Below are 22,120 nucleotides of genomic sequence, written 5' to 3'. Positions count from 1 at the left end.
CGAGGATGCGTGGCAACCGGCGTTCTCACCTGTTCAGTGCCTGGCGAACTACTTCCGCGCCTGCTTGGTCGGCGGAATGATCGCGCTGTCGGCCGGGCTGGCCTTCGGCTGTTTAGGTTGTTTCGGCTTGCGGACTTCGCGTCCGCCCTTGTTCTTCGACATGACGCACTCCAGGGCTTGGGGCTTCCCACTGACGGACGACTCGGCTGAGCCTGATTCGCCGCGGCACTCCTGATCCCCGGGGGTCACTCTCGACGCTACACCCCGAACGGCAATCAGTCGTGGGTCGGGAAGCCCAGGTTCAGGCCGCCGTGGCTCGGGTCCAGCCAGCGCGAGGTGATCACCTTGCCGCGGGTGAAGAAGTGCACGCCCTCGGTCCCGTGCGCGTGGGTGTCGCCGAACAGCGAGTTCTTCCACCCGCCGAACGAGTAATAGGCCATCGGCACCGGGATCGGCACGTTCACCCCGACCATGCCCACCTCGACCTCGACCTGGTACCGCCGCGCCGCCCCACCGTCGTTGGTGAAGATCGCCGTCCCGTTGCCGTACGGGTTGGAGTTCACCAGGTCCAGCGCCGCGTCGTACGACGGGACGCGCACCACCGACAGCACCGGCCCGAAAATCTCGTCGGTGTAGATCGACATCTCCGGCGTGACCTTGTCGAACAGCGTCGGTCCGAGCCAGAACCCGTCGTCGCCGCCGTCGAACGGTCCCTCTCGCCCGTCGACCGCGAGCTCGGCGCCGGCCGCGACCCCCGCCTCGACGTACCCGACGACCTTGTCCCGGTGTTCGCCGGTGACCAGCGGGCCCATGTCGCAGCCGCGGGTCCCGTCGCCGGTCTTCAGCGTCGCCATCCGCTCCCGGATCTTGCCGATCAGGTCGTCGGCGACCGGCTCGACCGCGATCAGCGCGGAGATCGCCATGCACCGCTCGCCCGCCGAGCCGAAGCCCGCGTTCACTGCGGCGTCTGCGGCCAGGTCGAGATCGGCGTCCGGCAGCACGACCATGTGGTTCTTCGCGCCGCCGAGCGCCTGCACGCGCTTGCCGTTCGCCGTACCGGTCTCGTACACGTACCGCGCGATCGGCGTCGACCCGACGAACGAGACCGCCTTGATGTCCGGGTGCTCGAGCAGCCGGTCGACGGCCTCCTTGTCACCGTGCACGACGTTCATCACGCCGTCCGGCAGACCGGCCTCCTTCCACAGCGCGGCGACGGCGTTCACCGCCGACGGGTCCTTCTCCGACGGCTTGATCACCACGCTGTTGCCGCAGGCCACCGCGATCGGCACGAACCACAGCGGCACCATCGCCGGGAAGTTGAACGGCGAGATCACCGCGACCGCGCCGAGCGACTGGCGGATCGAGTACACGTCGACGTTGGTCGACACGTTCTCGCTGAAGCCGCCCTTGAGCAGATGCGGGATGCCGCAGGCGAACTCGACCACCTCGAGCCCGCGGGTCACCTCGCCGAGCGCGTCCGACAGCACCTTGCCGTGCTCGGCGGTGATCAGCGCGGCGATGTCGCCCTTGCGCTCGTTCAGCAGCTCGCGGAACGCGAACAGCACCTGCGCGCGCTTGGTCAGCGACGTGCGCCCCCACGTCTTCGACGCCTCGTGGGCGACCTTGACCGCCTCGTCGACGGTCGCCGCCGAGGCCAGGTCGAGCTCACCGGTCACCTCGCCGGTGGCCGGGTTGTAGACCTTGCTGGTCCGCTCCGAGACTCCCGTCCAGGGGGTCCCGCCGATCAGGTGGGTGATGCGTTGAGTGCTCACAGCTTCGTCCCTCGCGTCGATCCTGCGGTGATGTCGTGTCGTGAAGCGGGTGCGGCGGTCATCCGAGCACCTCGCTCTTGCGGGCCAGCTCGACCTCGACCGGGCGGCCTTCCTGCAGCGACTGGACCCCGGCGGTGCAGACGGCGGCCGCGGCGTACCCGTCCCAGGCCGTCGGCCCGTCGATCTCGCCCCGCGCCGTCGCGTCGACCCAGCGCTGGACCTCGATGTCGTACGCCGTACCGAACCGGGCCCGGTAGTCCTCCGGTACGACGCCGCCCCACTGCCCGCCGCGCCGGGTCAGCACGTCGACGCCGAGTCCGATGGTCGCGCTGCCCTTCTCGGCGACGGCCTCGCAGCGCACCTCGTAGCCGACCTGGAAGTTGACGAACACCTCGACGTCGGCGATCGCCCCGCTCGCCATCTCGAACACCGCGAACTGCGGGTCGAGCACGCCCTCGGCGACCAGACCGGTGGGCTTCGGCGCATGCACGGTGATCCGGGCGATCTCGTCGTCGAACAGCCAGCGCGCGACGTCGACCTCGTGCACGAGCGAGTCGCGCACGATCATCTCGCTGCGGAAGCTGGCCGAGACCGTCTTGTTCCGGTGCACGTTGTGGAGCAGGAGCGTCCGGCCGAGCTCACCGGAGTCGAGCAACTGCTTCAGCGCGGCGTACTCCGGGTCGAACCGGCGCATGAACCCGACCTGGATCAGCTGCCGGCCCAGCTTGTGCTCGGCCTCGACGACCCGCAACGAAGATTCGGTGTCCATCGTCAGCGGCTTCTCGCACAGCACCGGTTTCGCGTTCTCCAGGCACGCCATCAGCTGCTCGGCGTGCGCGAATCCCGGCGACGCGATGATCACCGCGTCGACACTCGGGTCCCCGACCAGCGCCAGCGGATCCTCGATCACCCGGATCTCACCCAGCGACTCGGCCAGGGCGGTCGCCCGGGGCAGGTCGGGATCGGAGATCGCGACCAGCCGTGCGCCGGAGATCCGTCGCACCACCCGCTCGGCATGATCGGCGCCCATCACCCCGACACCGATGATCCCGATCCTCAGATCCTGCATCTCGACCTACTCTCTGACGACGTTGTACGACGACTGCCCGCGCCGCACTTGTGGCGACCACCGAGTCCGTCCGGCAACCGCCTGCACTACTTCCGGCGACCAAATCCGTCCGGCAACCACCTGCCCTGTTTCCGAGGACCGCCCGGCCCGGCGTACCGGACCGGGCCGGCGCCTCGCCGTACCGCTCAGTCCTGCTTGTTCTGTGGAGCGACGACGAGCTCGGGGTCGAAGCCGCGCAGCTCGTGGCTGAGCGCCTCCAGCTCCGAGCCGCCGGCCATCTCCGTGGTCAGCTGCTCCAGCGTGATGTCCGACCGGTGTGTGTCCAGCGCTACCCGGCCGAGCTTGAGGATGACGAAGTGATTGCCGACCAGATACGCGTGGTGCGGGTTGTGGGTGATGAAAACGACCCCGATGCCCGCGTCCCGCGCCTTGACGATGTACTTCAGCACCACACCCGACTGGTTCACGCCGAGTGCCGCGGTCGGCTCGTCCAGGATCAGCACCTTGGCGCCGAAGTGGATCGCCCGCGCGATCGCGACGCACTGCCGCTGACCGCCGGACAGCTTGCCGACCGGCTGCTCCAGGTTGGGGATCGAGATCCCCATCTTGGTCAGCTCCTCGTGCGCGATCCGCTTCATCCGCGCCGAGTCCAGCACCCGGAACGGGCCCTTGGTCAGCTCGTTGCCGAGGAAGAAGTTGCGCCAGACCGACATCAACGGCGCCAGCGCCAGATCCTGGTAAACGGTCGCGATGCCGCTGTCCAGCGACTCGCGCGGCGAGGAGAAGTGCCGCTCCTCGCCGTTCACCGACATGGTCCCCGAGGTGTAGTCGTGCAGGCCGGCGATGATCTTGATCAGCGTCGACTTGCCCGCGCCGTTGTCGCCCAGCACACAAGTGATCTCACCCTGCCGGACCGACAGCGACACCCCGCGCAGGGCATGGATGTTGCCGTAGCTCTTGCCCACGTCCTCCAGGTGCACGATCGGCGTGGTCGGGCTGCCGGTCGCCTCGCTGGCGAAGCTTTCGGTCGTACTCATCGTGCGTCCGCCTTGTTCTTGACGACCAGGTTCACGATCGTGGCCAGCAGCAACATCGCGCCGAGGAACGCCTTGAACCAGTCCGGGTTCCAGCCGGCGTACACGACGCCGAGCTGCACCATGCCGAAGATCAGCGCGCCGACCGCGCCGCCGACCACCGAGCCGTAGCCCCCGGTCAGCAGGCAGCCGCCGACCACCGCGGCGATGATGTAGAGGAACTCCTTGCCGACGCCCTCACCGGACTGCACGACGCCGTTCTGCACGAACAGCAGCTGCATCCCGGTGAACCAGGCGAAGAACCCCACGGTCATGAACAGGCCGATCTTCACCTTCTTCACCGGTACGCCGACCGCCCGCGCCGACGCGGCGTCGCCACCGACCGCGAAGATCCAGTTGCCGATCTTGGTCCGCAGCAGCACCCAGGCGGCGATCGCGACGAACACGATCCACCAGACCACGATGATCTTGATCGTCAGGCCGCCGAGCTTGAACTCCGAGGCGAACAGCGCCCTGGCCGAACCGAACCCGTCCATGTCGCTGATCGAGTTCGACGCGACGGCGCCCGACGTCAGCCGGGTCACCGCCACGTTCAGCCCCTGCAGGATGAAGAACGTGCCGAGCGTGACCAGGAAGCTCGGCAGCCCGGTGCGCATCAGCAGCCAGCCGTTGAACAGGCCGATCGCCAGGGCAAGGACGAGCGCGACCGCCATCCCGACCCAGACGTTGACGCTGAACTGGTAGGCGAAGATGCCGGCGGTCAGGCCACCGGTCGTCACCGCCACGCCGGCCGACAGGTCGAACTCGCCACCGATCATCAGCAGCGAGACCGGAACGGCCATCACCCCGATCAGCGAGGCCTGGTAGAGGATCGTCCCGGCGTTGTTGATGTCGCGGAACGGCTCCGCCGTGACCAGGAAGAAGACCAGGATCACCGCGGCGCCGACCAGCGACCCGATCTCCGGGCGGCTGAGCAGCCGGGCGCCGACCGAGCGCGCCGAGACGCGGTCGTCGGCGTCGGCGGGGGTCGCGATCGTCGATGCCATCGCGGCTACCTCAGCGGGTCCCGGCCGCGGCGAACTTCTCGACGGCCTCGATGTTGGACTTCTCGACGAACGACGGGCCGGTCAGCGTGGCCTCGCCACCGCCGATCGAGTTGCCGTTGGTCTTGTTCAGCCAGATCGCGTCGATCGCCAGGTAGCCCTGCAGGTACGGCTGCTGGTCGACGGCGAACTGCACGGTGCCGTCCTTGACCGCCTTGGCCATCTCCTTGCTCATGTCGAAGCTGCCGATCTTCGCCGACGACCCGGCGTCCTTGGCGGCCTGGACGGCGGTCAGCGTGACACCGGCGTTCAGACCCACCAGGTAGTCCACCGACTTGTCCTGCTGCAGCTTCGAGGTGATGGTCGCCTGCGTGCCCGGCTGGTCGGCGCCGTCGACGTTCAGGTTCTCGACGTTGCCGAACTTGTTCTTGATGCCCTGGCAGCGGGCCTCCAGGCTGACGTTGCCCTGCTCGTGCACGACGCAGAGCACCTTCTTCGCGCCGAGCTGCTTGAGCTTGTCCCCGGTCGCCTCGCCGGCGATCCGCTCGTCCTGCCCGAAGTACCCGATCGCGCCGGACTGCTTCCAGGTGTCCAGGCCGCCGTTCAGCACGGTCACCGGGATGCCCGCCGCGATCGCCTTCTTGACGTTCGGCATCATCGCGTCGGGCTTGTTCAGCGTCACCGCGATGCCGTCGACCTTCGAGTCGATCGCGGTCTGCACCAGGTTGGCCTGGGCCGCGCCGTCGGGATCGGAGGAGTACTGCAGCTCGATGTTGTCCTTCTGTGCCGCCGCCTCGGCCCCGCGCCGGACGATGTCCCAGAACGTGTCACCCGCCTTGGAGTGGGTGATCAGCGCGACCTTGATCCGCGGCGTGGTCGCCACGTTGCCCGAGCCGGAGTCCGCGTTCTGCTCCTCCTGCTTGCCGCCGGAGTCGCTGCAGGCTCCCACCGCGAGCACGAGCGCCAGTGCCGCACCAGTGACTACGGCCTTCCTATGCCACCGAACCATGACCACAACCAGCCTTTCCGAAGTTCCCGCGGGTACGCCGCGGCGTTGCTACTGACCAGAGAGTGCATACTCTCCTGGCCGTCAGGCGGATGCACCACCCCCGTGGCTGTTCAGGTACGCCAGGGTGCGTCGCGCGATCGGCAGCGGCACCTCCGGCGCACAGGGGTAGAGATCTTGTTCCACGATCGCGAACAGCTCGACGCCCAGGCCGGCGAGCGCCTCCAGCACCTCAGGCAGCTCCGGTACGCCGCCGGGCGGCTCGCACATCACCCCGCGCTGGACGGCCGCGTCGAACCCGAGCCCTTCGGCCTGGACCTGCGCGAGCACGGCCGGGTCGACCTGCTTCAGGTGCACGTAGCCGATGCGGTCCGGGTAGTCGCGGATCAGCTGCAGGTTGTCGCCGCCGCAGTAGCTGATGTGCCCGGTGTCCAGGCAGAGGTTCACGTGCGCGCCGTCGGTCTCGGCCAGGAACCGCTCGACCGTGTCCTGAGTGTCGACATGCCCGTCCGCGTGCGGGTGGAACTGTGTCCTCAGCCCGTACTCCTCGAACACCCGGCGACCCAGCTCGGTCACCTGGCGACCGTGCCGCGCCTGACCTTCGTGGTCCAGCCGCGGCTCGACGACCTGGCCGTCGTCACCGCGCCACATCGAGGGCATCACGACCAGGTGCTTCGCGCCCATCGCGGCGGCCAGCTCGGCCACCGGGGCCACGTCGCGCCAGGTCGACTCGAACGAGTCCGGCCGGTGCAGGTGCTCGAACGTCGTACCGGCGGTGATCTCGAGTCCGCGCCGGTCGAGCTGGTCCTTGAGCTCGGCGGGATCGGTCGGCAGGTAGCCGTACGGCCCCAGCTCGATCCTGGTGTACCCGGCCTCGGCGACCTCGTCGAGGAATCGGGTCCACGGCGTCTGCTGCGGGTCGTCGGCGAACCAGACGCCCCACGAGTCGGGGGCGCTGCCGATCCTCACGCTGCCGGTTTCGAAGCTCACGTCAACGACCTTCCACCGGCGCCAGGTACGGACGCTGGGCCTTCTTCGACTCCTCGTACGACGCCGCCGCCGCACGGGTCGAGTCGAGGTCGGAGACCTGGCTGACCGGCACGTCCCACCACGACTCGCTGTCCGGCGCGCCGGTCATCGGGTCGGTGGTGACGTGGATCGCGATCGGTCCGTCGGCGGCCTTCGCCGTGTGGATCGCCTTGTCCAGCTCGTCCCGGCTGGACACCTCGATCACCTCGACGCCGAAGCTGCGCACGTTCGCCGCCAGATCCACCGGCAGGTAGTCGCCGTCCAATCGCCCGTCCGCGCCGCGCTTGCGGTACGCCGTACCGAATCGCTGGGAGCCCAGGGACTCCGACAGCGCGCCGATCGAGGCGAAGCCGTGGTTCTGCACCAGGACGACGATGATCTTGAGGTTCTCCTGGACCGCGGTGACCAGCTCGCTCGACATCATCAGGTACGACCCGTCGCCGACCAGGACGAAGACGTCGCGGTCCGGGGCAGCCAGGCGGACGCCGAGACCGCCGGCGATCTCGTATCCCATGCAGGAGTAGCCGTACTCAACGTGGTAGCCCTTCGGGTCGCGGGTCCGCCAGAGTTTGTGCAGGTCGCCCGGCATCGAACCGGCCGCACAGACAACGACATCAGACGGCGCCGACAATTCGTTGACGGCACCGAGGACCTGGCCCTGGGTGAGCAGTCCTTCCGCGAGCTTTCCGGTCACCTCGGCGGGCGGGTTGTAGTGGTTGTCCACAACCTCGTCCCACTGTTCGGCCAGTGCGGTGGCCGAATCCGTGTACTTTCTCTGCACGCGCCAGCCATCGAGCGCGGATGTCAAGGAAACAAGGGCTTCCCGAGCATCCGCGACCACCGGGAGACCAGCATGCTTACCACCGTCGAACCGCGCCACATTGATGTTGACGAACTTCACGTCCGGGTTCTGGAACGCCGTCCGCGACGCCGTCGTGAAGTCCGCGTAGCGGGTTCCGATGCCGATCACCAGGTCGGCATCGCGGGCCAGCGCGTTCGCCGCCGTGGTTCCGGTGGCACCGACCGCGCCGACCGACTGCGGGTGGTCGTAGCGCAGGGATCCCTTGCCTGCCTGGCTTTCCGCGACCGGGATCCCGGTCGCCTCGGCGAAGGAGCGCAATGCGTCCTGGGCGCGCGAGTAGGCGACGCCGCCACCCGCCACGATCAACGGCCGCTCGGCCGCCCTGATTTGCTCGGCCGCCTTCTCGATGATGGATGCCTCGGGCAACGGCCGGGCGACGTACCAGGTGCGCTCCGCGAACAGCTCCTCCGGCCAGTCGTAGGCCTCGGCCTGGACGTCCTGCGGCAGGGCGATCGTGACCGCGCCGGTCTCGACCGGGTCGGTGAGCACACGCATCGCGTTCAGCAGCGCCGACGGGAGCTGCTCGGGCCGCCAGACCCGGTCGAAGTACTTCGACACCGGGCGGAAGGCGTCGTTCACCGAGACATCGCCGGCCGAGAAGCTCTCCAGTTCCTGCAGTACCGGGCTGGCCACGCGGGTCGCGAAGACGTCCGACGGCAGGATCAGGACCGGCAGCCGGTTCACGGTCGCCAGGGCCGCGCCGGTGACCATGTTGGTCGAGCCGGGGCCGATGCTGGCCGTGCAGGCATAGGTTTGCAGGCGGTCGCGAGCCCGGGCGAAGGCCGACGCGCTGTGCACCATCGACTGCTCGTTGCGCGCCAGGATGTACGGCAGCGCCGTCGGGTCCTCGAGCTCGGCCTGCAGCAGGGCCTGGCCCAGCCCGGCCACGTTGCCGTGCCCGAAGATGCCGAAGCAGCCGGCGAAGAGCTTCTGCCGTTCGCCGTCGCGCTCCGAGTACTGGACGCTCAGGAATCGCACCAGCGCCTGCGCGACCGTGAGACGTACCGTCATCGCTGTCCTCCGAAAGGTAGCCGCGGATCGATCGTAGAGAGGTTCATGGGCGGCTGTTCACCGCTCGCCGAACGGGAGCCGAGGGTCGATCTGCTGGTTGTCCCACAGCTGCCGGACCCAGCCGTGCTGTGGGTCGTCGCTGATCAGCCAGGCGCGTTCCGTGCCTGGACCGGCCATCACGTTCAGGTAGTACATGTCATAGCCGGGCGGTGCCATCGCGGGGCCGTGCCACCCGTGCGGCACCAGCACGAGGTCGCCGTCCCGGACCTCGGCGAGCACGTCGATCGGCCGGTCCTCGGTCCCGTAGACCCGCTGGTAGCCGATCGGGTCGTTGCCCTTGACGCCTTCCGGCGCGTCCTCGGAGAGCTGCAGCTCGAAGTAGTAGATCTCCTCGAGCACACTCTCCTCCCCCGGCTTGTGTTCGTCGTGCTTGTGCGGCGGGTACGACGACCAGTTGCCGGCCGGCGTGAGCACCTCACAGGCGATGATCGAGTCGGCGTCGAGCACGGCCGGCGTACCGAAGTTGCGGACCTGCCGGGACGAGACCCCGGCGCCGCGCAGTTCGGTCTCCACCTGCTCGGTCCCGATCCGGCGGAACGGGTAGTCGCTCGCGGCCTTGGCGTGCGGGAAGGCGATCCGCGCTCCACCGGCGCTGACGACCGCCACGGTGGTTTCGCGCGGGACGTAGGCGAGGTCGGTCGGTCCGGCGAAGACGTCCGCCCGGCCGCCGAGCGGCACGACCTCGCCGTCGACGATCACTTCGGCCGAGCCGCTCAGCGGGAGGACCAGGTACTCACAGTCCTCGGTGTCGAACTCGACGGACTGTCCCGGCCGCAGCGTCCGCACGCTCAGGCCGGTGTGGTGCCAGTCCTGCTCCCCCGGCCGGACCACGAGGTCGTAGCCGTCCCGGGCCGTGGAGCCTGCGGGCCTGAACCACTCGGTCATGCGACACCTCCACGGGTCGACGGGACTGCCTTCGGGGCGCCGGCGGTCGGTGGGATCAGGCGCGTCATACGACACCTCCGTGGCTGGACGTGGCCTTCGTCATACGGCACCTCCGTGTACCAGCGTGGCGGCCTGGTCGACTGCGGCGGCGACGTCGCCGTCCGGCGGGAACAGCAGCGCCCGGCCGACGACCAGACCGCGCACCGACGGCAGGCTCAGCGCCTTGCCCCAGGATGCATAGGTTTCCTCCGGCGCGACTGTCGGATCGCCGCCGAGCAGCAGAGTCGGCAGCGTCGTTGCCTCCATCACCCGTTCCAGCTCGTCGACCACCGGCAACTTGAGCCAGGTGTACGCGCTGGTCGCGCCGAGCCCGGAAGCGATGTGCACCGACCGGATCACCGAGTCCGGGTCCAGCAGATTGCTGACGCGCCCGTCGGTCCGCACCGACCAGAACGGTTCGACCATCGCCATCAGCCTGCGCTCGGCCAGCTCCGTGACTGCCTGCGCGCTGCTTTCCAGCGTCGCCGCCGTGCCCGGGTCGTCCAGGCAGATCCGGGTCAGCATCTTGCCGCCGTCCAGCCGGCGCGACGCGATGTCGTCCGCCGACCGGTACGCCGTGAACCGGTCGTCCAACTCGAAGGAGGCGCCTTGCAGCCCACCGCGGTTCATCGACCCGATGACCAGCTTGCCTTCCAGCGCTCCGAGCAGCAGGAGGTCTTCCAGCACGTCCGGCGTGGCGAGCACGCCGTCGACTCCCGGCCGCTGCAGCGCCGTGCACAGCCGCTCGATCAGCCCGGATCGGCTGGCCATCGCCATCCGGTCATCGCGGACGCCCAGCGCACCGCGCGCCGGGTGGTCCGCCGCGACGATCAGCAACCGTCCGTCGTCTCCCACGAGTTCACGCCGCCGTCGCTGCTGCCAGGCCTCAGCCACCCGCTCAGGATGCCGCACCCGCAACTCGGTCAGATCCACGCCGTACCCGGTACCCCACTCCACCTGCCTTGCCTCCTGCCTGCCCACACCTGCAGGCGCCGTCCCACCCGCGCGTACCGGGCTGCTCGTCGGCCCGGGGCTCGGCGCAGACGGCGGGCCACCTGCCTGCGACGTGCTCGGGGCGAGCGCCGGATCAGTCGCCTGCGCGGGGTTCACGCCGGCGACCGGATCGCCCGCGTACGCCGCCGTACCGCCCGCGGCGGCTCGCCTCGACGAAGGGGCCGGGTCGGCGTCCGGCGTTGGGCTGACGGCCTGCCTCTGACCACTCATCTGCGTTGGGTGCAGCGCGGGCGCCGGATCGCTCGGAGCGGTTCGGGACGGCGGTTGATGGCTGGTCATGCGGTTTCGCCCATCAGGGTGAGGACTTCGGACTCGGTGGGCATCGCGGTGGAGCACTCGAGACGGGAGGCGACGATGGCACCTGCGGTGTTGGCGAAGCGGATGACGCGTTCGAGCGGCCAGCCGGCGAGCAGCCCATGACACAGGGCTCCGCCGAAACCGTCGCCCGCGCCGAGGCCGTTGACGACCTCGACCGGGAAGGGCGGCACCTCGACGCGTTCGTCCCGGGTCCGGGCGAGCGTTCCCTTGGGTCCCTGCTTCACCACGGCCAGGTCGAGGCCGCGGTCGAGCAGCGCCTGGGCGGCCTTGTCCGGGTCGGTCTCGCCGACGGCGACCTCGCACTCCTCGCGGTTGCCGACGGCAACCGTGCAGTGGTCCAGGGCCTTGCTGACCTGCTCGTGCGCCTCGCTGGGATCGGCCCAGAACATCGGACGGTAGTCGAGGTCGAGCACCGTGATCGGGCGGCGCTCACGCGCTTCCCAGGCGGCGAAGTGGGCCGAGCGGCTCGGTTCGGCCGACAGGCCGGTCACCGTCGACCAGTAGATCTTGGCGTCCTTGATCGCCTGCAGATCCAGTTCCTCGGGATGGATCACTAGGTCCGGGGCTTTCGGGAACCGGTAGAAGTACAAGGGGAAGTTGTCCGGCGGGAAGATCTCGCAAAAGGTGATCGGCGTCGGCAGCCCGTCGACTCCGGTGACGAACCGATCGTCGACGTCGAGCTCACGGAGGGTGCGATGGATGAAGGTGCCGAACGGGTCGTTCCCGGTCCGGCTGATCACCGCCGCCTTGCGCCCGTGCTTGGCCGCCGCCACCGCGACGTTGGTCGCGCTTCCACCGAGGAACTTGCCGAAGCTCTCGACGTCCTCCAGGTGCGTGCCGGTCTGCAACGGATACAGGTCGACTCCGATCCGCCCGATGGTCAGTACGTCGTCCACCATCAGACCACCGCGCCTTCGACGGCCGATCCGGCTGCGAGGTGGCGCAGATGAGCGATGCTGGAACGGACGTCCGCGACCGGGCCTTCGTCGGTCGGCCGCTCCTGGAGAATGGTGTCCTGCTCGAGGACGTACCAGCCTTGGTAGCCCGACGACTCGAGAGCGCCGACGATCGCGGTCAGGTCGACGTCGCCTTGACCGAGCGGGCGGTACATCCCCTCCCGGACCGCGTCGGTGTAGCTGACCTCGCCGGACTGGACCTTCGCGGCCCACGACGCGTCGACGTCCTTGAGGTGGGTGTGCTTGATCCGCGCGGTGTGTTCGAGGGTCAGGGCGACGGGGTCGACGCCGCCGATCATCAGGTGACCGGTGTCGAGGGTGAGCCCGATCGTGGAGCCGGTCAGGACGCGGCGGACGTCCTCGGCGTTCTCGATCATCGTGCCGACGTGGGGGTGGATCGTGGCGAGCACGCTCTGGGCGGCGGCCAGTTCGGTCAGGCGGTCGAGGTTCGCCAGCAGGGTCGCCCAGCCGCTGTCGTCGAGCACGGGCCGGCCGTCGTAACCGTCCGAACCGGTCGCGGCGGCGATGACGAGGGTCGAAGCCCCGGCGGCGACGAAGCCTTCGAGCGCACGGGCGACCTCGGGAACCGGGTCGTGCAACGGGTCGTGCAGCACCACCGGGACAAAACCGCCGACCGCGCGCAGCCCGAGGTCCGCGAGCGTCTTCGCCTTCTCCGCCGGGTCGTCGGGCAGGAACCCGTCCGGCCCGAACTCCGTCGCCGCGATCCCGACATCGCGCATCTCGGCCAGCACGGTCTCCGGGTCGTACTGCCAGCCCCAGCCGGGAACCTCGCAGACACCCCAGGAAATCGGGGCTCCGGCAATCCGGGCAGCTACGTCACTCATCGGCCGATCTCCTCAGGTGTCGACTCGTCGGGTCGTTCGTCGTGGTGGGCGCCGGATCAGCGCCGGGTCGGTTCGTCTTGGTCGATGCCGAGCGGGCGTGTGGGGCAGCATGGCGTGTCGTCGCCGGGTACGTCGCGGCTCGACGGCTGCTCAACGCCCGGCCGTCGCCGGCTGTCCCGGTCAGCGTTGGAATGTCTCCGGCTCCCTCGGTCAGCGTTGGGGCCTCGCCAACTCGCTCGATCAGCGCCGGGGCGTCGCCAACTCGCTGGGACAGCGCCGGAGTGTCGCCAACTCGCTCGGTCAGCGCCGGGGCGTCGCCGGCTGTCTCGGTCAGCGTGGCGATGTGGCCGGCTCGCTCAATCAGCGCCGGAGCTTGGGCGGCTCGCTCAATCAGTGTCGAGGCGGCGCCGGCTCGCTCGGTCAGCGTCGGGTGGTCGTTGACCGCGCTCAGTCGGGGCCTGGTCCGGGCGGTCGTGATCATGTGTCGGCGTCCAGGAAAACGACTCGGTTTTCCTTGCGGGACAGTTCACAGGCGTCGGCGATGCGGAAGGCCTGCAGGGCGTCCCGGACGGTGCAAGGGACCTCGCGGGTACCGGCGACGACCTCCGTGAACGCGGTCAGTTCGGCGACGTACGCCGGGCCGAAGCGGTCCATGAACGTGGCGTGCGGCTCGCCGCCGGGGAAGGTGACGCCGGCTTCGACCGAGCGCAGCGCGGTGTGTTCGTCGAGGCCCACCGCGATCGAGCCGAGGCTGCCGAGGACCTCCATCCGGACGTCGTGGCCGGCCGCGTTGTAGCGGGTTCCACTGACGGTGGCGAAGGTGCTGTCGTCGAGCGTGAGCAGCGCGGCGGCCGCGTCGACGTCGCCGTACTCGCCGAAGAAGGCTTCACCCCGGTTGGCGCCGGTCGCGTAGACGCTGACCACCTCGCGACCGGTGACGTACCGGATGATGTCGAAGTCGTGCACCGTGCAGTCGCGGAAGAAGCCGCCGCTGGTCGGGATGTAGCCGGCCGGCGGCGGGAAGGCGTCGTTGGTGTTCGCGCGGATGTGGTGGACGAAACCGAGTTCGCCGGAGCGGACCTGCGCGGCGGCTGCCTGGTAGCCGGCGTCGAAGCGGCGCTGGAAGCCGATGTGCACCGGTACGTCCGAGCCCTCGACCAGTTCGACCACCCGCTGCGTCTCCGCCAGATCGAGAGCGACCGGCTTCTCGCAGAACGTGGTGATCCCCGCGGCGACCGCGGCCGCGATGAGTTCGGCGTGCGCGGAGGTCGCGGCGGCGATCACCAGCCCATCGATCCCGCTGGTCAGCAGCGAGGGCACGTCCGGCGCGAACTCGAGCCCCAGCTCCTTCGCGGTCAGCTCCGCGCGAGTGGCGTCGGCGTCGGCGACGACCACCTGTTCGACCGCCGGCAGCGATTTCAGCGTCGTCGCGTGGAACGCACCGATCCGCCCGACCCCGACCAACCCGATCCGCATCCGCGGCCGCCCTCTCGTTCGCTCGATCTGTAACTCGTTCGCAGCTCGGCCGCGCGACTGTCTCGCCGCACGAGCGCCTCGCGACGGATCGCGAACGACGCCCGGACGGTCTCGCGCCAGTGGCCGTGCCCAGCTTTCCGGCCCGGCCGGGGAGAGTCAATAGTTTGTAAGCACATTTTCACGTCGACACATATGCACGTTCCTCGGTAGCATCCGCCCATGGCCGCCCTGCCGATTCAGATCGATCGGACCAGCCCGGTGCCGCTGTACCACCAGCTGGCCGAGCAGCTGACGGCTGCGATCACCGACGGCACCCTGCGCCCCGGCGACCCGTTCGAGAACGAGCTCGCAATGTCGGACCGGCTCAGCCTGTCGCGACCCACCGTGCGGCGCGCGATCTCCGAGCTGGTCAACAAAGGACTCCTGGTCCGCCGCCGCGGCATCGGCACCACGGTCGCGAACCAGATGGTGCACCGCAAGGCCGAGCTGACCAGCCTGTACGACGACCTGGAACGCGAGGGCCGGACGCCGCGCACGGACGTCCTCTCCCTCAACTGCACGGCCCACGACGATCGCGCCGCGGATGCGCTCGGCCTGCCACCCGGCACACCGCTGGTCGCCATCGTCCGCCTCCGCTACGCCGGCGACGTTCCGCTCGCGATCTTGCGCAACTGGTTGCCCCCGACAATGAACGACCTCACCCAGGAGCAGCTCACCACCGAAGGCCTGTACGCCGTCCTGCGCGCCCGCGGGATCCGCCCAACAGTCGCGCGGCAGCGAATCGGCGCCCGCAACGCGTCGGCGGAGGAACGCCGAACCCTGCACATGTCCAAGGCCGAACCGCTGGTCACGATGACGCGCAGCGCGTACGACGCGGACGGTTCGGCGGTCGAGTTCGGCGACCACTGCTACCGCGCCGACCAGTACTCCGTCGAGGTCATCGTCTCCGACCGGTGAGACCACGCCCGGACGTCGGGCGCCGACGTCGGGCGCCGACGTCGGGCGCCGCGGTCAGGCGCTGGGATTGGGCTCCCGCGTCGGGGCACTGGGATTGGGCGCCGGCGATCAGGCGCCGCGATCAGGCGCCGCGGTCGGGCGCTGGGGTTGGGCGCCGCGGTCAGGCGCTGGGGTTGGGCGCTGCGATCGGGCGCTGGGGTTGGGCACCACCGCGATCGGGCGCTGGGATTGCGCGCCGGCGTCGGGCGCCGCGGTCAGGCGCTGGGGTCGGGCACCGGCGTCGGGCGCCGCGGTCGGGCGCTGGGGTCGGGCACCGGCGTCGGGCGCCGCGGTCGGGCGCTGGGGATGGGCACCGGCGTCGGGCGCTGCGATCGGGCGCTGGGGTTGGGCGCTGGGGTTGGGCGCTGCGATCGGGCGCTGGGATTGGGCGCTGCGATCGGGCGCTGGGGTCGGGCACCGGCGTCGGGCACCGCGATCAGGCGCCGGCGTCGGGCACCGGCGTCGGGCACCGCGATCAGACACTGGGGTCGGGCGCCCGCGTCGGGCACTGGGATTGGGCGCCGGCGCCGGGCGCCGCAGTCAGACACTGGCGTCGGGCGCCGCAGTCAGACACTGGGGTCGGGCGCCGCGGTCGTGCGCTGGGGTTGGGCGCGGCAACATCGGCGACGCACGCGGGTGCGCGACCGATTCGAAGGATCTGCCGTGCGGTGATCCCCCGCTGCAGTCGACGTCGTTCAGCGGTCGTAGATCGGGATGACCGCCTTGCCCAGGGCAACGATCGCGGCGGACTTTTTCGCCGACAGTGTCACCGAGGTGATGTAGACGAAGAGGTCCTTTCTGATCCGGTACACCAGGTCGCCGCCGTCGTGCTGCCAAGCCTCCTGACCGACGTCGACGCGCCGAGCGTCGGGTGTCGGGTTGGTGCTGGTGGACTTCACGATGCTGAAATTCGTCGCCGCTTCGGAGGCCGGACCGCCGGCGAGAACGACGACACCCGCGCGGGCAGAGCCCCACTGGCACGTGACTTTTCCGTAGACGACCGCGTCCCGGCGGGCCAGAGCCTTGCCGCCCAGGACCTTTTCCGCGGCGGCGGTCGCCCGCTCGCACTCCGGGCGGCCGACGATCTTCGGAGCGGCCGGAAGTCCACCGGGCAGGGTGTTGATCGTCTTCGCGACGGCGGTGATGGCTGCGAGCTGGCCCGGACCGTAGGACTCCTGAGCGACTCTGACCATCCTTCCGCCGTTGAAGAAGACCAACCACGGGCCGAGAACAGCCGGGTTCACCGACCACGAGTTCTCGCCGATCCCCGCGTCGACAGCTTTGGCTGCGTACCCCTCCTCCTTCATGCTGCGTTCGGCATTTCTGCGGAAGTCGGCGATGTCCTGCCTGGTCAGCGGTAGCACCCCGACCGCGATCCGGTATTGGTTCTTCGGGTCGGTGGTGCTGGTCAGCCAGCAGGAGTCGGCGATCGGGCTGATCGTCGGCCGCTGGACCTCGATCTTCCAGTCGCCAGGCAGGGTCGGGCGTACGCGCTCACACACGTTCCCCGTCGGCTGAGGGGTTGCGGGGGCCGGTGCGGCAACCGTTCGATCCGGGGCAGGTTGCTCCGGGCTGGAGTCGCAGCCGGCCGCCATCAGCACGATCGCGCAAGCCAGCCACACCGTTGGTCGGCGCATCCGTCCGCTCCCCCCAGGAGTCAGTCCATGAACGAAAGGCGAAGCCGGTGGGCCCGGAGGAGATCCGGACCCACCGACAACGCGACGTACTAGGCCTGGTTGCCCATCAAAGTGCGGACCAGGCGAAGCCCGACCGACAGGTGGGCCAGTTCCGGGCCTTCGGTTTCGACGATTTCCTCCAGCATCGTGGCTGCGCGCGACAGGGCTGCCTCGTTCTGGTCCTGCCAGGAGATGACGCGGTCCTCGGGCTCCGCGGTCGGGTCCGTGGTGGCCAGAACCTGTGCCGTCAGGCGGGCGTGGACCGTGTGCAGGTCGTCCCGGAGGGCGGCGCGGGCCATGGTCTGCCAGCGGTCCGTGCGTGGGAGGGCCACGATGCGCTCGAGGAAACGGCCCAACTGCAGCCGCTCGCCGAGGGCGAAGTGGACCTTGGCGACCTCCAGGATGTCGAGGTCGTCGCGGTCGGCCGTTTCGACGATTCCCAGACCCGCGTACGCCGGGGGCAGGACCGCGATGCGGGTGGCGAAGTCGGCCGGGACTCCCTTGCTCACGAGCGCTTCGCGGCGCTGTTCGAACAGAGCGAGCTCGCGGCCGCGCAGGACCTCGGGCAATGCCGTCGTCAGCTTCGCGATGCCGGGTGTGAAGAACTCGATGAGCTCCGCGATGTCCATCGGGGGGCGCCGGTTGCTCACCAGCCAGCGGGTGGCTCGCTCGACCAGGGTGCGGGTCTCCAGGCGCATCCGGGTCTGGGTCTCGGCGTCGACCACGTTGTCGAGGTCGGCGTTGAGCGCCAGCAGGTCGGGCTGGGCGAAGATCCGCGAGGCGGCCAGGTTGGCGCGCACGACGTCCTCGGCGGTGCCGCCGGTCTCCAGCGAGAGCCGGTGGAACGCCGTGATCCCGGAGGAGTTGACGAACTCGTTGACCACCTGGGTGGTGATGATCTCCCGGCGCAGCTGGTGCGACTTCATCGGCTCGGCGAACCGGTCCTGGATCGCCTTCGGGAAGTAGCTGATCAGCTTGTGCGCCAGGAAGTCGTCGTCGGGCAGCGAGGTCTTCAGCAGTTCGGCCTCGAGCACGATCTTGGTGTAGGCGATCAGCACCGACAGCTCGGGCGAGGTCAGCCCACGCCCCTCGGCCTTGCGTCGCTTGAACTCCGCGACACTCGGCAGGAACTCCAGCTCCCGGTCGAGCAGACCCTGCTTCTCCAGCCGGCGGACCCAGTCCTGGTGGACGTGCATCAGAGCCGCGGCCTGCGCGGAGGCGTTGGCCAGGCCGATGTTCTGCCGGTAGTTGCTCTTGAGCACCAGCGCGGCGACCTCTTCGGTCATCGACGCGATCACGTCGTTGCGCTGCTTCTCGGTCAGGTCGCCGTCGGCGACCACCTTGTCGAGCAGGATCTTGATGTTCACCTCGTGGTCGGAGGTGTCCACCCCGGCCACGTTGTCGATGAAGTCGGTGTTGATCCGGCCGCCGGTGGCGGCGTACTCGATCCGGCCGAGCTGGGTGAAGCCGAGGTTGCCGCCCTCACCGACCGCGCGGGCGCGCAACTCGGACCCGTTGATCCGGATCGCGTCGTTGGCCTTGTCGCCGACGTCGGCGTGCGACTCGGTGGTCGCCTTCACGTAGGTGCCGATGCCACCGTTCCAGAACAGGTCGACCGGTGCCTTGATGATCGCCTGCATCAGCTCGGCCGGCGTCAGCGTCGCCGGGCTGCCCTCCAGGCCGAGCGCGACGCGCACCTCGGGCGTGATCGGGATCGCCTTGTCGGTGCGCGGGTAGACGCCACCACCGGCCGAGATCAGCGCGGTGTCGTAGTCGGCCCACGACGAACGCGGCAGCTCGAACAACCGCCGCCGCTCCGCGAACGAGGTCGCCGCGTCCGGAGCCGGGTCGAGGAAGATGTGCCGGTGGTCGAACGCCGCGACCAGCCGGATGTGCTCCGACAGCAGCATCCCGTTGCCGAACACGTCACCCGACATGTCGCCGACCCCGACGACGGTGAAGTCCTCGTTCTGGCAGTCGTGGCCCATCTCGCGGAAGTGCCGCTTGACCGACTCCCACGCGCCGCGCGCGGTGATGCCCATCGCCTTGTGGTCGTACCCGGCCGAACCACCCGAGGCGAACGCGTCGCCGAGCCAGAAGCCGTACTGCTTGGCGACACCGTTCGCGATGTCGGAGAACGTCGCCGTGCCCTTGTCGGCGGCAACGACCAGGTACGCGTCGTCACCGTCGTACCGGACCACGTCGCGCGGCGGCACGACCGAGCCGGCCACGATGTTGTCGGTGATGTCCAGCAGGCCGGAGATAAAGGTCTTGTACGACGCGATGCCCTCGGCCAACCACGCGTCCCGGTCGACCGCGGGGTCGGGCAACTGCTTGGCGTAGAACCCGCCCTTCGCGCCGACCGGCACGATCACGGAGTTCTTCACCATCTGCGCCTTGACCAGGCCGAGCACCTCGGTCCGGAAGTCCTCGCGCCGGTCCGACCAGCGCAGCCCGCCGCGCGCGACCGCGCCGAAGCGCAGGTGCACGCCCTCGACCTGCGGTGAGTACACGAAGATCTCGTACGCCGGCCGCGGCTGCGGCAGGTCCGGGATCGCCTTCGGCTCCAGCTTGAAGCTGATGTAGTCGCGCGGCTGCCCGTCCGGTCCGGGCTGGAAGTAGTTGGTCCGCAGCGTCGCCTTGATCACGGTCAGGTAGGACCGCAGGATCCGGTCCTCGTCCAGGCTCTTGACCGTGTCCAGCGCGGCGCCGATCTCCTTCTCCAGCTGGGCGATCGTCTGCTGCCGGACCGGGTCGTCGGCGTCCCCGCGGGCCGGGTCGAAGCAGGCCTCGAACAGCTGGACCAGCAGGCCGGCGACGTCGACGTGGTTGAGGAAGGTGTTCTCGATGTAGTCCTGGCTGAACGGCGTCCCGCCCTGGCGGATGTAGCGCTGGTAGGCGCGCAGGATCGAGACCTGCCGCCAGCTCAGGTTGCCGCGCAGGACCAGCGCGTTCAGCTTGTCGGACTCGGCCCGGCCGTCCCAGACCGCGCGGAACGTGTCGGAGAACAGCGTGCGCAACTCCTCACGCTCCTCCGACTCCGCCGGCGCGCGCAGACCGAAGTCGTAGATGTACGCCGTGCCGCCGGGGCGCCGGATCTCGTACGGGCGCTCGTCGATCACCTCGACGCCCATGTGGGTCAGGTGCGGCAGGACCTGTGACAGCGACAGCGGCGACCCGGTCCGGTAGACCTTGAACCGGCGTTCGCCCACCCACTCCTCGTCGATCGGCGTGTACAGCGACATCGCCAGCCCGTTCTCGGCCGGCAACTGGTCCAGGATCGTGGCGTCCTTGACCGCGACGCGGGCGTCGAAGTCCTCCTTGTACGCCTCCGGGAAGGCGCCTGCGTACTGCGCGTTCAACCGGGTGACGGCGCCGTCGCCGCCCTGGGCGTGCAGCGCGACCGCGAAGTCGTCCTGCCAGGCACGGGTCGCCTCGACGACCCGCTGCTCCAGCAGCTCGGCGTCGTACTCGCCGACGGTCTGGCCCTGCTTCATCCGGACCACGAAGTGCACCCGGGCCAGCACGGACTCCGTCACGTGGGCGGCGTAGTCGACCGAGTCGGCGCCGATCGCGTCCTTGAGGATCTGCTGCATCTTCAGCCGGACCGCGGTGGTGTAGCGGTCGCGCGGCAGGTAGACCAGGCAGGACAGGTAGCGGTTGTAGACGTCACGGCGGACGAACAGCTTGACCGCGCGGCGCTCCTGCAGGTGCAGCACGGTCTGCACGATCGGCAGCAGGTCCTCGACCGGCGCCTGCAGCAGCTCGTCGCGCGGGTAGGTCTCCAGGACGTCGAGCAGACCCTTGCCGCTGTGGCTGTTCGGGTCGAAGCCGGTCAGGCGGAACAGCTCCAGCGCCTTGCGCCGCAGGACCGGGATCTGCATGACGCTCTCGGTGTAGGCCGTCGAGGAGAGCAGACCGATGAAGCGGCGCTCGGCGACCGGTTCGCCGTTGTCGTCGAACGACTTGATCCCGACGTAGTCCAGGTACGTCGAGCGGTGCACGGTCGAGCGCGAGTTGGCCTTGGTGAGGATCAGCAGCTTCTTCTCGCGGGCCTTGGCGCTCACCTCGGGCGGCAGGAAACCGGCGGTCTCGCTCTGCTGCTGGTCGGGCCGCAGGATGCCCAGGCCCGAACCGGGGACGCCGCGCAGGATGCCCTGGTCGCCGCGCATGGTGAAGGTGTACTCGCGGTAGCCGAGAAAGGTGAAGTGCTCGTCGGCCAGCCACTCCAGCAGCTCGCGGGCCTCCTCGACCTCGGTCGCGCTGACCGGCAGCTGGTCGCCGGACTCGGCCAGCTCGGCGGCGATGCCGACGGCCTTCTCGTGCATCTTGGGCCAGTCCTCGACCGCCTCGCGGACGTCACCGAGCACCCGCTGCAGCGCCTTCTCCAGCTCGCGCTGCGCGACCGGGTCGGAGATCCGCTCGACCTCCAGGTGCATCCAGCTCTCCCGGACCAGGTCGTGCGCGTCGGAGTCGTTGGCGTCGTCGAGCACCTCCTGCAGCGTGCCGGCGACGTCACGGCGTACGACGAACTGCGGGTGGATCAGCAGCTGCAGCTCCAGGCCGTGGTCGGTCACCACCATCGCCGCGCTGTCGACCAGGAACGGCATGTCGTCGACCACGATCTCGACCACGGTCCGGCCGTTCGCGGACCAGCCGTGCTGCTCGACGGTCGGGGTGAACACGTGCACCTTGGCCGTGCCCTGCGGCCGCGACGTGGCGGCCTTGTAGTGGTGCTTGGCGGCGCCCAGGCAGTCCTGCGGCTGGCGCTCGGCCACGTCCTCGGCGGCCACGTAGCGGTAATACCGCTCGAGGAAGCTTCTCAGCTTCTCGGGGTCGACCGACTTGTCGTGCCCGTGCGACCCCGCGGCCACCGCCTTGGCGAGTACATCCGCCTTCTGGACGTCCAGCTTGCTCTGCATTCCCCACCGTTCCACACGCGTGTTTCGGCGCTGCGCGCGCCCCGCCGCACGCCGTTGTGCGGTCACTCAGACATTAGTCCACTTCTGTCACTGGTGTGATCCCGGGA

15 protein-coding genes are annotated in these 22,120 nt (G+C 69.4%); 1 reads left to right on the top strand and 14 read right to left on the bottom strand.

What is annotated here, in order from left to right; genetic code table 11:
- Nucleotides 1-275: 275 nt before the first annotated feature.
- From BWI15_RS06770 to BWI15_RS06710, 12 genes are all read right to left on the bottom strand, one after another.
- Complete coding sequence (locus BWI15_RS06770; RefSeq protein ID WP_077013444.1) at nt 276-1,772, bottom strand: CoA-acylating methylmalonate-semialdehyde dehydrogenase; 1,497 nt, start codon at nt 1,770-1,772, stop codon at nt 276-278.
- Nucleotides 1,773-1,830: 58 nt separating this feature from the next.
- Nucleotides 1,831-2,841, bottom strand: a complete 1,011-nt coding sequence (locus tag BWI15_RS06765; protein WP_077013443.1) for a Gfo/Idh/MocA family protein — start codon at nt 2,839-2,841, stop codon at nt 1,831-1,833.
- Between the two features lie 185 nt (nt 2,842-3,026).
- Nucleotides 3,027-3,878, bottom strand: a complete 852-nt coding sequence (locus tag BWI15_RS06760; protein ID WP_077013442.1) for an ATP-binding cassette domain-containing protein — start codon at nt 3,876-3,878, stop codon at nt 3,027-3,029.
- Nucleotides 3,875-4,921: an ABC transporter permease gene (locus tag BWI15_RS06755; protein WP_077013441.1), complete on the bottom strand. Its 1,047-nt coding sequence runs from the start codon at nt 4,919-4,921 to the stop codon at nt 3,875-3,877. The genes BWI15_RS06760 and BWI15_RS06755 overlap by 4 nt, the downstream gene beginning before the upstream one ends.
- Before the next feature lie 10 nt (nt 4,922-4,931).
- A complete protein-coding gene (locus tag BWI15_RS06750; protein ID WP_077013440.1) occupies nt 4,932-5,927 on the bottom strand; it encodes a substrate-binding domain-containing protein in 996 nt (331 codons plus the stop codon).
- Nucleotides 5,928-6,008: 81 nt separating this feature from the next.
- Nucleotides 6,009-6,914 carry a TIM barrel protein gene (locus BWI15_RS06745; RefSeq protein ID WP_077013439.1) on the bottom strand — a complete coding sequence of 302 codons (906 nt, stop codon included), beginning with the start codon at nt 6,912-6,914 and terminating at the stop codon, nt 6,009-6,011.
- A gap of 1 nt (nt 6,915) precedes the next feature.
- Nucleotides 6,916-8,826 (bottom strand): 3D-(3,5/4)-trihydroxycyclohexane-1,2-dione acylhydrolase (decyclizing), encoded by a 1,911-nt coding sequence (gene iolD, locus BWI15_RS06740; protein WP_077013438.1) that lies wholly within the window; start codon nt 8,824-8,826, stop codon nt 6,916-6,918.
- 57 nt (nt 8,827-8,883) lie between these two features.
- The gene (gene iolB / locus BWI15_RS06735; RefSeq protein ID WP_077013437.1) at nt 8,884-9,771 is read right to left on the bottom strand and encodes a 5-deoxy-glucuronate isomerase; all 888 of its coding nucleotides are present in this window, start codon (nt 9,769-9,771) and stop codon (nt 8,884-8,886) included.
- Nucleotides 9,772-9,870: 99 nt separating this feature from the next.
- Nucleotides 9,871-10,743 carry a Cgl0159 family (beta/alpha)8-fold protein gene (locus BWI15_RS06730; protein ID WP_077013830.1) on the bottom strand — a complete coding sequence of 291 codons (873 nt, stop codon included), beginning with the start codon at nt 10,741-10,743 and terminating at the stop codon, nt 9,871-9,873.
- Nucleotides 10,744-11,099: 356 nt separating this feature from the next.
- The gene (iolC, locus tag BWI15_RS06725) at nt 11,100-12,041 is read right to left on the bottom strand and encodes a 5-dehydro-2-deoxygluconokinase (protein WP_077013436.1); all 942 of its coding nucleotides are present in this window, start codon (nt 12,039-12,041) and stop codon (nt 11,100-11,102) included.
- Nucleotides 12,041-12,943: a sugar phosphate isomerase/epimerase family protein gene (locus BWI15_RS06720; protein WP_077013435.1), complete on the bottom strand. Its 903-nt coding sequence runs from the start codon at nt 12,941-12,943 to the stop codon at nt 12,041-12,043. The genes iolC and BWI15_RS06720 overlap by 1 nt, the downstream gene beginning before the upstream one ends.
- 477 nt (nt 12,944-13,420) lie before the next feature.
- Entirely contained in the window at nt 13,421-14,419 is a 999-nt protein-coding gene (locus BWI15_RS06710) for a Gfo/Idh/MocA family protein (RefSeq protein ID WP_077013433.1), read from the bottom strand.
- A 219-nt stretch (nt 14,420-14,638) separates the two neighbouring features.
- On the opposite strand from BWI15_RS06710, the gene BWI15_RS06705 reads away from it, so the two are divergent.
- A complete protein-coding gene (locus BWI15_RS06705; protein ID WP_077013432.1) occupies nt 14,639-15,376 on the top strand; it encodes a GntR family transcriptional regulator in 738 nt (245 codons plus the stop codon).
- Nucleotides 15,377-16,110: 734 nt separating this feature from the next.
- Here BWI15_RS06705 and BWI15_RS06700 read toward each other — a convergent pair.
- Entirely contained in the window at nt 16,111-17,052 is a 942-nt protein-coding gene (locus tag BWI15_RS06700) for a hypothetical protein (RefSeq protein WP_143465431.1), read from the bottom strand.
- An 89-nt stretch (nt 17,053-17,141) separates the two neighbouring features.
- Entirely contained in the window at nt 17,142-22,013 is a 4,872-nt protein-coding gene (locus BWI15_RS06695) for an NAD-glutamate dehydrogenase (RefSeq protein WP_077013430.1), read from the bottom strand.
- Nucleotides 22,014-22,120: the final 107 nt, after the last annotated feature.

Origin of the sequence: Kribbella sp. ALI-6-A (assembly GCF_001984195.1) — a bacterium.
In the GTDB taxonomy this organism is placed as follows: Bacteria; Actinomycetota; Actinomycetes; order Propionibacteriales; family Kribbellaceae; genus Kribbella.
Note: the sequence above shows the minus strand (reverse complement) of the source record. Positions and strands in the feature narration are given on the sequence as shown.

Bases quoted from the DNA above. Each gene is read 5' to 3' on its own strand.
- BWI15_RS06765 (WP_077013443.1), bottom strand. From the start codon at position 2,841: ATGCAGGATCTGAGGATCGGGATCATCGGTGTCGGGGTGATGGGCGCC.
- BWI15_RS06760 (WP_077013442.1), bottom strand. From the start codon at position 3,878: ATGAGTACGACCGAAAGCTTCGCCAGCGAGGCGACCGGCAGCCCGACC.
- BWI15_RS06755 (WP_077013441.1), bottom strand. From the start codon at position 4,921: ATGGCATCGACGATCGCGACCCCCGCCGACGCCGACGACCGCGTCTCG.
- BWI15_RS06750 (WP_077013440.1), bottom strand. From the start codon at position 5,927: ATGGTTCGGTGGCATAGGAAGGCCGTAGTCACTGGTGCGGCACTGGCG.
- iolD (WP_077013438.1), bottom strand. From the start codon at position 8,826: ATGACGGTACGTCTCACGGTCGCGCAGGCGCTGGTGCGATTCCTGAGC.
- iolB (WP_077013437.1), bottom strand. From the start codon at position 9,771: ATGACCGAGTGGTTCAGGCCCGCAGGCTCCACGGCCCGGGACGGCTAC.
- iolC (WP_077013436.1), bottom strand. From the start codon at position 12,041: ATGGTGGACGACGTACTGACCATCGGGCGGATCGGAGTCGACCTGTAT.
- BWI15_RS06720 (WP_077013435.1), bottom strand. From the start codon at position 12,943: ATGAGTGACGTAGCTGCCCGGATTGCCGGAGCCCCGATTTCCTGGGGT.
- BWI15_RS06710 (WP_077013433.1), bottom strand. From the start codon at position 14,419: ATGCGGATCGGGTTGGTCGGGGTCGGGCGGATCGGTGCGTTCCACGCG.
- BWI15_RS06705 (WP_077013432.1), top strand. From the start codon at position 14,639: ATGGCCGCCCTGCCGATTCAGATCGATCGGACCAGCCCGGTGCCGCTG.
- BWI15_RS06700 (WP_143465431.1), bottom strand. From the start codon at position 17,052: ATGCGCCGACCAACGGTGTGGCTGGCTTGCGCGATCGTGCTGATGGCG.
- BWI15_RS06695 (WP_077013430.1), bottom strand. From the start codon at position 22,013: ATGCAGAGCAAGCTGGACGTCCAGAAGGCGGATGTACTCGCCAAGGCG.